Source organism: Flammeovirga pectinis (assembly GCF_003970675.1).
GTDB lineage: Bacteria > Bacteroidota > Bacteroidia > Cytophagales > Flammeovirgaceae > Flammeovirga > Flammeovirga pectinis.
Window position 1 is genome coordinate 1267621 of record NZ_CP034562.1, and the last position, 15300, is coordinate 1282920.

11 protein-coding genes are annotated in these 15300 nt (G+C 32.6%); 7 read left to right on the plus strand and 4 right to left on the minus strand.

Annotation, left to right across the window (positions count from 1 at the left end):
• Positions 1 to 118: 118 nt before the first annotated feature.
• Positions 119 to 517 (minus strand): hypothetical protein, encoded by a 399-nt coding sequence (locus tag EI427_RS05175; RefSeq protein WP_126612338.1) that lies wholly within the window; start codon positions 515 to 517, stop codon positions 119 to 121.
• A 510-nt stretch (positions 518 to 1027) separates the two neighbouring features.
• On the opposite strand from EI427_RS05175, the gene rsmG reads away from it, so the two are divergent.
• The 4 genes from rsmG (at position 1028) to EI427_RS05195 (ending at position 4987) form a co-directional block, all read left to right on the plus strand.
• Positions 1028 to 1663: a 16S rRNA (guanine(527)-N(7))-methyltransferase RsmG gene (gene rsmG / locus EI427_RS05180; RefSeq protein ID WP_205727901.1), complete on the plus strand. Its 636-nt coding sequence runs from the start codon at positions 1028 to 1030 to the stop codon at positions 1661 to 1663.
• Positions 1664 to 1668: 5 nt separating this feature from the next.
• Positions 1669 to 2643 (plus strand): polyprenyl synthetase family protein, encoded by a 975-nt coding sequence (locus tag EI427_RS05185; protein ID WP_126612340.1) that lies wholly within the window; start codon positions 1669 to 1671, stop codon positions 2641 to 2643.
• Between the two features lie 32 nt (positions 2644 to 2675).
• The gene (gene menD / locus EI427_RS05190; protein WP_126612342.1) at positions 2676 to 4379 is read left to right on the plus strand and encodes a 2-succinyl-5-enolpyruvyl-6-hydroxy-3-cyclohexene-1-carboxylic-acid synthase; all 1704 of its coding nucleotides are present in this window, start codon (positions 2676 to 2678) and stop codon (positions 4377 to 4379) included.
• 392 nt (positions 4380 to 4771) lie between these two features.
• Positions 4772 to 4987: a hypothetical protein gene (locus EI427_RS05195; protein ID WP_126612345.1), complete on the plus strand. Its 216-nt coding sequence runs from the start codon at positions 4772 to 4774 to the stop codon at positions 4985 to 4987.
• A gap of 91 nt (positions 4988 to 5078) precedes the next feature.
• Here EI427_RS05195 and EI427_RS05200 read toward each other — a convergent pair whose 3' ends face one another.
• Positions 5079 to 5624, minus strand: a complete 546-nt coding sequence (locus EI427_RS05200; RefSeq protein WP_126612347.1) for a hypothetical protein — start codon at positions 5622 to 5624, stop codon at positions 5079 to 5081.
• A 227-nt stretch (positions 5625 to 5851) separates the two neighbouring features.
• Between EI427_RS05200 and EI427_RS05205 the strand changes: the two genes are divergently transcribed.
• Positions 5852 to 6814: a helix-turn-helix transcriptional regulator gene (locus EI427_RS05205; protein ID WP_126612349.1), complete on the plus strand. Its 963-nt coding sequence runs from the start codon at positions 5852 to 5854 to the stop codon at positions 6812 to 6814.
• 17 nt (positions 6815 to 6831) lie between these two features.
• Here EI427_RS05205 and EI427_RS05210 read toward each other — a convergent pair whose 3' ends face one another.
• Entirely contained in the window at positions 6832 to 7497 is a 666-nt protein-coding gene (locus tag EI427_RS05210) for a DUF2461 domain-containing protein (RefSeq protein ID WP_126612352.1), read from the minus strand.
• A gap of 174 nt (positions 7498 to 7671) precedes the next feature.
• On the opposite strand from EI427_RS05210, the gene EI427_RS05215 reads away from it, so the two are divergent.
• Positions 7672 to 9093 (plus strand): DUF1214 domain-containing protein, encoded by a 1422-nt coding sequence (locus tag EI427_RS05215; protein ID WP_126612354.1) that lies wholly within the window; start codon positions 7672 to 7674, stop codon positions 9091 to 9093.
• 50 nt (positions 9094 to 9143) lie between these two features.
• Here the strand turns inward: EI427_RS05215 and EI427_RS05220 are convergent, their stop codons facing one another.
• The gene (locus EI427_RS05220) at positions 9144 to 12437 is read right to left on the minus strand and encodes a glycoside hydrolase family 38 N-terminal domain-containing protein (RefSeq protein WP_126612356.1); all 3294 of its coding nucleotides are present in this window, start codon (positions 12435 to 12437) and stop codon (positions 9144 to 9146) included.
• Between the two features lie 365 nt (positions 12438 to 12802).
• On the opposite strand from EI427_RS05220, the gene EI427_RS05225 reads away from it, so the two are divergent.
• On the plus strand, positions 12803 to 15142 hold the full coding sequence (locus EI427_RS05225) for an amylo-alpha-1,6-glucosidase (RefSeq protein ID WP_126612358.1): 2340 nt from the start codon (positions 12803 to 12805) through the stop codon (positions 15140 to 15142).
• The last annotated feature ends 158 nt before the right edge of the window (positions 15143 to 15300 follow it).

Sequence of the window (15300 nt, forward strand, 5' to 3'; positions counted from 1 at the left end):
TTTTCTGCAAAATGAAGTATGACAAATGTAGACAAAAAAAATGGGACCTCCGACCAAAGAGATCCCAACAGTTGTTTCTTCAACTGCGAAAAACCACCCAAAATTTAACTTTAATATTTTATGCTGCTTTAAGCAAATCGCGTCCCCATATTACTGCTTCTTCTGGCGACTCAAATAAGTTAATTTTAAGACTCGGTTCATTTTCTAATAGACTCTCTAGATTTATAACTGAAAACCTAGTGAACGGATCACAATCTTCTTCTATTATAACACCAAAGTGTTTTACTTTTAAAAGAGCAATTTTTGGTAAAAACCAACTAACCAACCATGGATTAGCAGACATCCATCCCGACTTTATAAAACGTGCATCCAGTAAGACAATTAATGGCTTTCCATTTTGTATATCTTTTAAAGAATCCTCAAAAAGATCTGAGAATTGCTCTGTCTGAAAATAACCTCTCATTCTGATAGTCAATGTAGAGGAGCGGCTATTCATGTCGGTGGTAAAGTTGGTCATATCTTTTCTTTTATTGTTTGACCTAGAAACATCCTATCTGCTTTTTTTGTTCAGATATAATGTACAGTTTAATGTAAGTTTTGTTTGTAAAAGAAGATAATGTTATAGTTTTAATCGAATAATAAATACCATTATTTTAATGAAAAGAGTAGAGGTTCTCTATTTAAATCAAATGATAGGGTAAAAGTTGAAAAACTCACTTTTGTACAGAAATATCACATTTAAAGTATAATTTCTGTTTTGATAAAGATCCAAAATCAATAAAATCTCAAAAAAAAAGAAAATGTATTTAAAGGAAGTGAGAAATATTCATTAGAGATCAATTAAATATCTTAGTTTTGAAGAATATTTGGGTACTTATTAGTTATACTACTAAGATCTCAAAAATTATAAAGCAATATCTTTTTATATTTTGATGATAAATCGAGAGAATTAATCTTGAGTGAGATCATCTGAGTGTAAAAAAAATTATTAAATTTGATCCTTTATTGGATAGAGAAATTACTTGCAATGGCAAAAATAGATATCATCGAAAAATACTTCCCGAACTTGACAGCAGTGCAAAAAAATCAATTTGCACAGTTACAAGATTTATATGCAGAGTGGAATGAAAAGGTTAACGTAATCTCAAGAAAAGATATTGAGAATTTATATGAACGTCACGTTCTTCACTCTTTAAGTATTGCAAAGGTGATTGAATTTAAACCTGGTACTGAAATTTTAGACGTAGGAACTGGTGGAGGTTTTCCTGGAATTCCTTTAGCAATCTTATTTCCAAAAGTGAAATTTCATCTTGTTGACTCGATAGCAAAAAAGATTAATGTTGTAAACGAAATAGCAAAAACTATTGGTCTTACAAACATTGTGGCAGAACAAATGCGTGCTGAAAAGGTTGATGGAGAGTATGACTTTGTAGTTTCGAGAGCCGTTACTAGAATTGATGTTCTTTATAGATGGGTTCGCTCTAAAGTGGCACATCAGCAAGGGCATGATCTTAAGAATGGTATTATTTGCTTGAAAGGAGGAGATCTTACTGAAGAATTTTCAAAATTGAAAAAGAAGAATAAGCTTATTGAAATGTCTGAAATTTTTGAAGAAGAATTTTTTGAGACAAAGAAAGTAGCTTACGTTCCAGTAACGAACTAGACAGTATGCCTAAAAAAATGCAAGACTTCCAAGTCCCTGTAAAGGAACAGATGGTCGAATTTGAAAAGAAATTCCGCTTTTTTATGAAGAGTGACGTAGCCCTATTGGATAGGATTATGAACTATATTGTAAAAAGTAAGGGTAAACAAATGCGCCCAATTTTAGTTTTTCTTACTGCAGGGGCTACCGGTGAAATAATCGATCAGACGTATAGAGGTGCAGCATTAATAGAGCTACTTCATACTGCAACTCTCGTTCACGATGATGTTGTAGATGATGCAGATTACCGCAGAGGTTTTTTCTCTATAAAAGCACTTTGGAAAAATAAAACAGCAGTTCTTGTTGGTGATTATTTACTTTCTAGAGGGCTTTTATTATCTGTAGAAAATAACGATTTTGAATTACTCAAATACGTTTCTACTGCAGTAAGAGAAATGAGTGAAGGAGAGTTGATGCAAATTGAAAAAGCACGTAGACTCGATATCACTGAAGATGTGTATTTTGAAATAATCCGTCAGAAAACAGCCACTTTAATTGCAGCTTGTACTGCAGTTGGAGCAGCATCTGCGGGGGCATCAGAAGATGTGGTAAAACGCATGCACAAAATGGGTGAGAAAATTGGTATTGCCTTTCAGATAAAAGATGATTTATTTGATTACGGTACTGCCGAAATTGGAAAGCCTTTAGGAATAGATATCAAAGAAAAGAAAATGACTTTACCTTTAATCTATGCACTTAATAATGCAAAATGGTTAAAAAGGAAAGAGATCATTTTTAAAATAAAAACACAGAACACCAATCAAAAGGTAGTTCGTGAGATTATAGAGTTTGTGAAAAATTCTGGAGGTTTAGAATATGCTACCGTAACAATGGAAAAATACATTAAAGAGGGTAGAGAAATTTTAGACGAATTACCAGATTCTGAATACAAAACAGCATTACATCAGTTGATCTCTTACGTTGTTGACAGAGAGATCTAAACTCTATTATACTTAATATCATTTAGTGGTTTATGGGCAGTCATAGAAAAGATTTATTGATTCAAGTTGGTAATTTTGTAGAACAACTATATCAAATGGGAGTAAGGCAAGTAATTTTGTCTCCGGGATCTAGAGTTGCACCACTTACATTAGCTTTTGTAAGACATCCTCATATTCAAACTAGAACGGTTAGCGATGAGCGATCTGCAGCTTTTATAGCTTTAGGGATTGCACAACAAACTAAAACACCCGTTGTAATTGCTTGTACATCTGGAACTGCAGCACTTAATTATGCACCAGCAGTAGCAGAAGCATTTTATCAGCGTATTCCACTTATTGTACTAACAGCAGATCGTCCAACAGAATGGATAGATCAGTGGGATGGACAAACAATTCGTCAGCAAAATATTTACGGGAACCATATTAAAAGAAGCTACCAGATGCCTGTTGATTTAGGGCATGACGAAGCAAAATGGTTTAGGAAACGAATTGGAGCAGAAGCACTACAAATGGCTTTAGATTTCCCTCAAGGTCCAGTTCAGATCAATTGGCCTTTAAGAGAACCTTTTTATCCCGAAATAGATGAAACATTTGATTTCTCAAATAAGAACATTGGAGCCGTAGAGATTTTATCTTCTGAACCTTATTTAGATGACGAGACATGGGAAGAAACTTTACTTCCAATTCTCAATAATCATAAAAAAATTCTTATTGTAGCAGGGCAGGGACAATACCAAAGTTCTTTAGCAGAAAGCTTAGAAGGATTACCTTTTCCTGTAGTTTCTGATATTATTTCAAACTATGGAAGTGTTGAAACCGCGGTCATTCACCAAGATGTTTTCCTTTCTCCTTCAGAAATAGAGATTCTTCAACCAGATGTATTAATTACTTTTGGAATGTCTGTGATCTCTAAAAATTTAAAATTGTTTTTAAGAAGCAACCCACCAAAAGAACATTGGCATATTCAAGAAGCAGGTGAAGTTGCAGATACATTTCAATCTTTAACTAAAGTAATTCGTTCTACAGAAGATGCATTTTTTGATCAGTTTTCTGGTTATGAATTAGCCCATTCAACAACGTATTTGGAAGAGTGGAAAGAGAAAGACGATGCTGTAAAAACCAATAAGATAGATTTCTTTGAGTTGTTGTCTTTTTCGGAGTTCGAAGTAGTAAATCACTTATTAAGGGAGTTACCTGAAAATAGTGTTCTGCATCTAGCAAACAGCATGTCTGTACGTTATGCTAATTTTATAGGTTTGGAAAGAAATGATGTTGCAGTTTATGCAAACAGAGGTACAAGTGGAATTGATGGAAGTACAAGTACAGCTATAGGCCATGCGATAAGTAACCCAGAATGTGTTCACTTCTTATTGACTGGAGATTTAGCTTTCTTTTACGACAGAAATGCATTTTGGAATAACTACCTACCTTCAAATCTTAAAGTTTTATTACTTAATAACCATGGAGGGGTGATTTTTAGTATGATTGAAGGTCCTACTAAGCAACCTGAATTATCAGAATATTTTGAAACAGAACAAAGAACATCTGCAAAGTTTTTAGCAGAAGAGTTTAATTGCAACCATTGGGAATTAAATTCTAGAGAAGAGTTTTATTATACTTTTGATAGCTTTATTCAAACATCTGATAAACTCAGTATATTAGAGGTGAAAACGGATAAAGTAATTAGTAAAAACACATTTAAGGCCTTTAAAAAGGAAGGTGTATATAAAGTGTAACCTTCTTTTAGAATATAATATTAAAGTTCTTTAGTAAAGCAATCTTATTCGTTTAAGCTTGCTTTTTTTGTTGAAATAGAATTATTCAAAGAATTATTAGGACTTGAAGTTAGTTTGTATAGCTACTTATGTCTATTAGAACTCATAAATTATTAGTGTGGATTAGTACTTTTTAAAGAAAATGTCCTTTTAGATCTAATTATTTGATATTTAGTGCCTTGAAACTTTCAAAAACAATAATATTTCTTAATATTGTTATAACTACCAACAACAGACTAATTCTACTTATTATAATTTTCAAAGATTTGAACTGTGTTATTATGGGCATTATAAAATTACTAAAGCAAGTTTTCGTTAAGCAGCATAATTTCGTTGAAGAACATAAAAATTCAATGAGTAGTGGTGTTCAACAAAAAAACAAAGTTTACTACGATCTTCTGAATCAACGAATTAAGCGTAAGCAAGATAATTTGTTGAAATTGCAACATGCAGTAAAAGAGATGCAAAATTCGTTAGAACATAACGAAACTGATGCTTCTCATGATGCAAATATCTTAGCGTTAAATGCTATGATGGAGATCGAGGAAAATAGAACAATAGGGTATTAAGACAATTTGGTTGTACTAACTAAAATGCTCTTAACTAAAAAACGGTTACCAATTTAGATTGGTAACCGTTTTTTATTGTATTCAGCTAATATTAATAGATCACTTTGTTTGCTAATTTTTCTGTTAAATCACCTGTTTTAGAAACTAAATTTTCGATATCGTTACTAGTTTTATCAACTTTATTTTTTGTCTTTAGATTCATACCCTCCAATTTATTTTTACCGTTCTTAATCAACTTTTCTAAATTACTTTGGAGGTTATTCATGTCCTTTAAGGTTTTATCAATAAGTTCTTTTTTCACTTCATCATCAAGAAGAGCACTTTTAGTAATAGCCCCTTCAGATGTCTTCTTAAGTGTATTTAGTAATTTATCATTTGTACTGTCAGAGTAATCAAGCATAGATTTATTAAGTGTGGTAACTTTATCTATCATAACTTTATACTCTTCTTCCACTTTCGATAATTTTTCAAGGGTTTCAATCTCACTAATTAAAATGGTGTCGTTTACTTTAAGAGAAATTTCGGCTTGTAATTCCTGTTTTTTCTCACGAGTGATTGTTTTTATCTCATCCATTTGTTGTTGATACAAAAGAATGTTTTTTTGTGCTTGTTTTGTTATTTCTATTAGAGATTTCATCTTTTATTTTGATTAATGTTGATAGTTCAAATGTCTCTATTATTTATAGCTTTATGTAATTGTTATTGATATGATGTTATTCCATTCTGATATTTGCCTGTTAAAAGAAGTTGAGAAAGTGGATTCTATTTATAGATCATAAATAATCAATTATTAAGAATTTGCACTTATAAAATAGTTTATGATTGTATATATTTATACTGTAATTAATATCAAAAGGTGATAGTATGAGAGAAATTCGAATTAAGTCAGCATCCTTTAAAAAAGTATTTCCAGAATTAGTACAACAGTACAATGGTGTTCTAGAAAGAGATAAGATAATTATCAACACTAATGATGAGGAAATTATAGCAAAAGGGTATCAAATAAATAGTAATTTAGAAGTGACTTCTTTTGAAGGACGTTTAAACGAACCTCTAAGATTAATAAGAGAAAAACAGGAAAAAGATACATTCGTGATTGTGTATTTTCTTACTCCTTTTAAATTAACTGATGATATTGAGGAGGCATCTTTTAGAATAAGAGAGAAGAAATATTGGTCTAATCTAAAAAGAGATGAAGTTTTTTTTTTTGATGCAAAAGCAAAAGTATCTTTTCTAACCATAAAATATGATAGGGCCTTTATAGAGAAGTATAACATAAATAATAAACCGTTTATTTCTCAAATGCTTAATGGAAAAGATCCTTTTATTATTTATGAGAACATTTCTTCTGCTACCTTAAAATTAATTCAAGAAGTAAAAGACTGTGATTTTGATAATGAAATTGAGCTTTTAAAGCTCGACTATTTAACATTTAGATTACTCTACAATTTTGCCAATAAAGTAGCCTATAGGTTTAAGATTCAGGCTTTACCAAGATCACTACCAGAAGTAGATGTAGAAAAGATCTTTATGGTAAAAGAGTACATTGAAAAAAACTTTGAAGAAAAGATTTCTGCCGAAGATTTAGCAGAAGTTGCCCAATTTAGTTACAGTAAACTGAGAAAGTTATTTAAAGAAATTATTGGCGATTCTATATTACAATACACCAATGATTATAAATTACAAAGAGCACACCAATGGCTAGAAGCAGGATCGCACAATGTTTCTGATTGTACGTATAGTTTAGGTTTTACAAGTGTAACTCATTTTGGTAAGTTATTTAAAGAGAAGTACGGTTGTCTACCAAGTACATTATCTAAGTTTTAACCCCACTTCCCTTCACTTTATTTTATTGGTTCACCGTTTAAATCAGTAGTAAGTATGCTACTCATGTAATCGAAGAATGGGCGTAATGCCTCAAAAGTTTTTACAACATCTTCGATAAAATGAGGAGATAACACTTCTTTATCTGTAAACTTTCGCATGACAATAAATTGTTTCTTTCTGATTAAATCAATTGCAGGATCATTTTTATCAAAGCCTCTAGGCGCAGACTTTACTTCATCACCAACTAATTCACCAAAAGTATCTTTAAATTCTTTAGAATCAATTATTGCTCTCATTTCAGAATCACCATATTCAAATTCTTGACGAATACGTTTTAGGTCTTCAGAATTTGGTGCATAAAAACCCCCACCAACAACGGTATTGTTATGCTCTATGTGTAAATAATATCCTCCTCTTAATTGCTTTGTAGCTCTAGAAAAGTATCCTGAAAAGTGTTTTTTATAAGGGAGCTTATCTTTAGAGAAACGAACATCTCTGTATATTCTATAAATTTTATGTCCCTCTATATTGTCTGTTGCAGATAATTTTGTCTGTACGTCTTGAAATAGATCTTTAATTTCAGCTTGATGCTTTTGAAAAGTGGGCTTATTTTCTGTAAACCATTCTCTATTGTTATTTTTTTCGAGTTGATTCAGGAAATTGAAGAGTTCTTTTGTAACCATGTTTTTAAATTTAAATACTTATAAATATAGTAATTGATTTAGTAATCAAAGAACACTATATATGTTTTTTAAAATTGGACTATAAAGAAAATTTTTTGACCTAATAAGAAAATGTCTGATCATTTTAGTTGCGTTTGTATAAGTGAGTTTAATTAAAAATTACATATCAACGTTATGAAAAAAATATTTATTCTTATCTCACTTTTATTCTCGGGATCACTTTATGCGCAAACAGGTGTTCCTGTTGGTATAGATTCAGATTCGTTATTTAATCAAATGGATTATGAGAGATTAGTTGCCGCTTATGGAGATTTGCACCCTGATGCTGCTTTTATGGCATTGTGGAACTCTTATTTTAAAGAAGGATCAACAAAACAAAATGTTGGAATTATGGAAACATCCGTAGATTCTAGACATAATGTTTTAACTGCCAACTCTGAGACCCTTTATGCGGTGCATCCTGTAAATCTAAATAAACAGCATGGAGGAGCAGTGGTTGTAGAAGTGCCCGCTAAAACTTTAGGAATGATAAATGGAAGTGGCTGGACTCATATTGCAGATTTAGGACCTTTTGGTGTTGATAAAGGAAAAGGAGGGAAATACTTAATTACATCTCCAGATTATAAAGGAGCTATTCCTAAAGAATATATTCATGTACAAGCACAAACAAATACAATTGTATGGCTTATTAGAGGTTTTGTAATTGATAACGATTGGAAAGGTGCTGCACAATATTTAAAAGATAATATTAAAACGTATTCGTTAAATGAAGCAGAAAATCCTCCAGTGACTACTTTTTATAATACGTCGGAATCGTTAACTGTAGATAATAAAAATATGGATATGCTTTACACTCCTAAAGATGTATTTCCTTTAATAAAACAATACTTTAAATTAAATGGGGTGTTACCAAAATATGCTCTACTTTATAGTCACTTAGACGATGCAGGACTTTTTGATGGAACGGTTAGTAATGAATTATTAAAAAATGCCTATAAGGAAGGAAACAAACGTCAGCTTGTAAATACTTTCTGTAATAGAGATAAAGATGCTGTGGTGTGGGAAGGAGCAAAATGGTTATGGGCTAATAATGTTTCTGATGAGTACTATAATAGTAAAAAAACACATCATTATTCATCATCTCAACATCAAGTTTGGGCACACCAAGCAACATTTACTTGTGCAGCAATGACTAGACCTCCAAAAGGAGTGGGTTCTCAATATATTGGTGCTTATGAAGATGAAAACGGAGCATTTTTAAGTGGAAGTAATCATTATTCTATCACTTTACCAAAGGGGATTCCGGCAGCTAATTTTTGGTCTGTTATTGCATATAATGCAGAATATAGATCGATGGTGAGGAATGCAGAATTTAAATGGGGGGCAAGTTCTTATACAAATGGGATTAAAAAGAATAAAGATGGTTCTATAACATTACATTTTTCGCCTAAAAAACCAAAAGGTGTAGCGAAAGAAAATTGGATTCAGACAAATGAAAATGAAGGTTTTTTCATTTGGTTTAGAACATATTCTCCTACAGAAGCATGGTATGATAAATCGTGGCAGATGGAAGATGTGAAGATTTTATCTAAATAATAGAAGTATAAATTAAGGCGATGTTGATATTCAACATCGCCTTAATTCTATTAAATATTTTGATTTACCTCAATAAGTAAGAACCTTAATCCCCATTCAGGAATGTTCTGACCTTGATCAAATAAACCAATATTGTCGCCATTTATGTTAGACAATGCAACTGATTTTACTATATCACTTGCTGTCCATTCCAAAAGATTATCACCTTTAGAAGCATTTAATACAGTAACTAAAACTTTATTTTCTCCCATAGGTCTAGACGCTGTAATTATCATCTGTGGAGAAGCAGGTTGTATTAAACTTGCAAAGCTGTTGTTTTCATTTTCTGAAATAAGAATTGGTTGAGAAATTCCCATACTAAACTTCTTTGCTTCGCTTGGAATATATGCACCATGTGGGTTTAAAGAGAAACGGAATGTATGCCAGCCATCTTGACTTGCTTTATAGTTTGTTTCCCAATAGTTATTCATCAAATATGCATAAATAGTTTGTGTTGGTTTAACCTCTTGCACCCATCCATAAGAAAGAGCATCTGTTGTAATTTCACCCAATTCGATCATTGGAGCATCTGGAGTTACCCAAGTAATACCATAATCTAAATTAGATACATCAACATAACGTTGTACCGTAAAGTAGTTTTTACAAGATCCTTGTAACTGCTCTTTCTCTGGAATGTACTCACCAAAAGGAGTATCAATTCTAACAGTACCATTATTTACATTAAAAGGAAAGGCAATGTGTACGCCTTCTGCCGTATAAATATTGGTTTTATTGATGTGATTTTCTAAATCGATTTGATCAGAATAAGCATTAATAGTAAACGTTCTTTTCCATTCTTCTGTACCAGGAGCAGAAGAGGTAACTTCTATAGTACTTAGCAAATCACCTTTTTCTAACCATTTGATTTGAACATCATTAGAAGTAGTTAAAGGAGATTTTGGAGTTCTACCTTCTACGTAATAGTAATCATTTAAACCTTTTAGAGTTTTAGTATCTGCTAAATTATTACGTCTAATTTTATCATATAATTTAGTAATTGCACCTGTTTCAGCATCAATTTCTAAAGCAATGAATTTGTTTTCTATCGCATTAGCGTTATTCTTTAATTTTTTAGGTGATACTGCTGTTCCTGCATTTACAAAGACTTCTTTCTTTCCATAGGCAGGAAGGTCCGTTACCCAAATGGCTAATTCACCACTATTTAGTCGTTGTGATGGAAGAACATTACCGTCTTTATCAGTTACTTTATCCCCAGCGGTAGATTGAGTATTTGATAACTTAACAATCCCAGATCTCTCCCAGTTTAATGTATTGGTAAGTACAATACCCTTTGATTTTTCGCCAAGTGATAATGCTTCATTTAACAGTGCATCAGCAATAGAATCAGCCTTTAAAGCAAAAGATTGCTTTACAGACCATTGAGAATGTACAAAATCTGCTTCAGGTTCACTGATAGAATTATAAGCACCCCATGTATGTTCATTGTAAAGTAAAACAAACCTCCATGCTTGTTCAAATGTTTCATTAGGTATATCTGCACCATTTAAAGACATAACAGTCATGGCTTGAGATAATTTCTCTGCAGCATTTCTAACAAGTGTAGTTTCTTTAGATGTAGAACCAGCACCATCTTCCCAATAAGGAGTGAAGTCTCCACTTACAACAGGAATCTCATCTTTGTATTTATCTTCAAAAGCTTTAAAAGAAGCCGTTGTTGTAGATAATTCTATTCTTGGAGTTTCATATGTTTCGTTCCAATGTTTTACAGAAGCTGAAATTCCTGTATCTACAGGACCATTATCAGAACCAACTGTATAACGTAGCGTTGTGATATCGTACGGATACGCTCTATCATTTAATTCATTTAAATAATCGAAAATAGATTTTGGAGTAAGCAATACTTTAAGGTCTTTAAAGCCCAAACCTGTATGGAAATGACTATAGCCTTTTTCATGCACCCAAACCAAAACTTTTTCCTCTCCAGAAGGAGAAGACCAATAGAAGGGACGATCTCCCCATGTAGAAATTGTACCACCAATTCTATGGAATACATTTGTACCTGCAGATAAATATTTAATTCCAGAATGAGCTAAAACAGGTACTAAACCCCATGTATAACCAGGAACATCTGTAATCATTGCAGATTCTAAAGGTACATCTACTTCTTTAGCAATTTGTAAAGCATCGAAAGTAGATTCTACTAATTCTTGTGGGTTTGATAAGCCTGTAAGCATATTACCGTAAAGTCCATCAAGTTCAATAGCACCACTTCTTACAGCAGCTAAGAAATCGGCTCTTTTTTCTGGAGAAGCATTTTTAAGATAGCTTTCTACGGCCCACATAACTTCTACACTCCATTTAAATTTTGAACCTTCAGGATAATCAACAGTCTTTTTACTCATCATAACTGCATCATCCAAGTTTTTCCATTGTACTTTCTCAACCTCATCTTGGGTATGAGTATACCCAATATCTACGTGTGAATGATGAAGTAAATGTACGGTGTAAGGCTTAACTGGAGTAACGTCTAACATTTTATTGTCTAACACTTTCTTACCGACAGTCACCTTTACAGGAACTTGCGTATCTTCTGTTACCTTAGGGACATTAATTCTAAATACATTAGCACCTACATTTAAGGTTACTTTTTCTTTTGTTTTCCCTGCAGTAATTACCGCTTTTACGGGGTCTCCATAATGAAGGATCGTAGCTCTTAATTGCTGCATTGGCCCTTTTGCCGTTTTAATTACAGCAGGTTCTTGTTTCCAGCTAATGTTGCCATCTAACCCATATTTAAAAAGCATCATCCAACTTGCTTTGCCGATAGATGGAGCAACTATTTTCATAGAAATAGGTTCGCCTTTAGGAAGGTCACTTGCTTTTATTTTTAAGAAGCCATAGCCAAATAAATCGCTATAAGCATCGATCATTGTTCCTTTGAATGTAAAAGTCGACGCGTTAGGACCTTCATCAGTTACATCTTGAAGAATACTTTCTTCTGGAGCAGTAAAAGTGAAATATTTTTTATCGTTGATATAAATCTCATAGCTGTATTGTGCTCTATCAATATCAACACCCATGATCATACCATATTCAACAAATTCTCCATTGAAATCTGTAGGAATAGCTTGTGCTTCCCATTCCATTACATGCTTTCCTTCTTGGCAACGAACTAACATTGCTTGGTTTGCATCTTCTTGAGGTGATTTGTACGGCATAATGTCGCCGCTAACATAATTGGTATAGCCTTGTAAGAAAATCTTTTGCTGAGCAGAAGAAATTGTAGTAGTGATTAGTAATATTAGAAGAACCGAGAATAGGTTCTTAATATGCTGAATGTTCATGTAGTAATTAAATTTAATGATAATTGGTATTTGATGTAAATATCTATAAATGTGTGTAATAAATACATTTATTATTTGTTAAACAGGAATTATTAACAGGCGTGTTTTTCAATCGATTGCATGATTGAAATTGTAATACAAATTACAATAAATTTAACTATATTAAGTTGTAAGTAAGTGAGTTATCAATTTTTAGATGGATATAACAATGTATGGAGAGAATTAAGCAATCTGAATATTATTCTTAAAAAAGATGGAATTATTTCTGATCAAATCGAACAATTGTTAACTTGTTACAACATTTAAATCAAAGCGAACGTGAAATCAATTAACTATCTCACGCGTTGGATTGAAAAATAAAATTTATGAAGATCACAAAGTTTGTATTAAGCATTTTATCACTGTTTCTATTTATTGGTTGTACCGAAGAAAGTGGGGATAAATATGTCTCTAAAGAAGAAGTGAAAGATCAGATATTACTTGATATTGCAGTTCCTATAGCTCCAGAAGAAAATAGAATTATTACTTATTCTAATAAAAGGAGTGCCTACTTTCAAACACAGTCTCATGTTTTAAATAACGAACTCTATAATTGGTTTGATGGATGGAATATTGGACAAAAAAGATTATTCGCAGATTACGCCCTCAGTATTGATGGTAAACCTTTTGATAGAAAAAATGCGGAAGTAATTGCTTATCCTCATTTCTTACAAAGAAAAACAGATGTAGCACTTGAACGTGTCGTACTATTTGATGATCAAGATGTTATTTATGTTTCTCTTGACCATGTTTTGGGTAACGAAACAAAACTTGAACTTAAGGGTGAGCAAATAAAATTAAAGAATATTGATGCAAACGCGGCATATTATGTTTCTACAGAAAGCCCTGATTATATTCTTGCAGTAGCACCTTCGCATACAGAAAAAATTGCTAAAGATGGAACGGCAAAAGTAACAACAAATACGAGAGGTGGTTTTTACATTACCTACGCAAAAACAGCTGACAAAGCACTAGCTTTAGTAAAAGAAGCACGTATTAACCACGGAAAATGGCTAAAAGAGCGTAGTGACCGTATGACGCAGTTAATTACTGAAAATACAGCAATTAAGACAGAAGACCCTCATTTTGATAAAGCGCTAATGTGGTTAGAATTAACCATGGATGAAATGGTTACACACCAAAGAGGATACGGTATTTATGCCGGTATTCCTTGGTTTAATGAATATTGGGGTAGAGATACATTTATTTCTTTACCAGGTGGAACTTTAGTTTTAGGAGAAACGGAGGTTGCAAAGAAAATTCTTTTATCATTTTCTAAAGTGCAAGACAAGAAATCTGGTTCTAAATATTATGGTCGTATTCCGAACATCGTAAAAATGGAATCTCTTAACTACCATACTACAGATGGAACACCTCGTTTTATCTTTGAACTTTTGGATTATATTCAATACTCTGGTGATAAATCACTTATTAAAGAGGTGTATCCAACAGTTAAACGTAGTATTGATGGTGCTTTAAAAAATTGGGTCAATAAAAAAGGATATTTAACTCACGAGGATGCAGATACATGGATGGATGCTCGAAGAGAAGGAGATCATGCACCATATTCTCCAAGAGGAAGTTATGCAAATGATATTCAAGCATTATGGTTTAAACAACTGAATGCTGCTATTTATTTTGCAAAAGAAACAAATCATATTACTGATATGAAGCGTTGGCAAAAAATAGCAAACAAAGTACAAGATAACTTTAATAAAGATTTCTTCGATACTGAGCATGCTTACATGGCAGATAGAATTGACCATGATGACCAACCTGACTTTCAATTTCGCCCGAATCAATTATTCGCTATGGATTTTATGACGGATGATGTGGAGAAAATGAAGTTAACAAGAGAAATTTGGGAGCATTTAGTATATCCTTGGGGAGTTGCTTCTTTAAGTCAAGAAGACCCTAATTTTCACCCTTACCATTTAGCTTGGGAGCACTATCATAAAGATGCTGCTTACCATAATGGTACTATTTGGCAATGGAATAACGGGTATGCTATGCAACGAATGATTGAAAGTGGACAAAGAGATATCGCTTTCCAACTGTTCGAAAATATGAATACGCAATCTCTAGATATGGGAGCGGTAGGTAGTATGAACGAAAATGCAGATGCTTTCCCTCAGCCAGGAAAAGATTACCCTAATTTAACGGGTACATACATGCAGGCTTGGTCTAATGGGGAGCAATTAAGAGTTTGGTACCAATATTTCTTAGGTATTCGTCCAAATGCGATAGAAAATAAAGTAGTTCTCGCACCAAGAATTCCTTCAAAATTAAATAATATCTCTTACCAAGAGAAGATTATAAATGCACATATTAAGGGTACCTATTCTATTAAAGATGGAGTAGAAAAGTACACTTATATAATGGATGGTAAAGATGTTGATTTAGAGTTTCATCATGAATTATTTGCGGCAGTAACAATGCCTGTAAAATCTGGTGAACGTTTAGAAATTACAAGAAATCAGAAAGAATTAACACTTACAGTTTTTAGTATTGAGGGGAAACAAAGAGAGCTTAAAAAAGAGCATCTTGACACTAAAATGGCTGAACGTATGTCTACGTCTGCAGAGATATTTGCAGGTACTCAATTCTGTAAACCAAGTATGGATAGAGAGTACGAATGTATGAAACAGACATTCCAAAAGAAATAAGTTTTTTAACTAAAACTATAGGGTAGTTCTTAATTGAGCTACCCTTTTTTTGTTTTTATTTTTTTTGACTTAGTACCCTATTAAATCACGTTATTCTGATTGTAAAGACAGTTTTTGTCCCCCTAGATAGGCGTAGGGATACAGAGTAATGACCACCT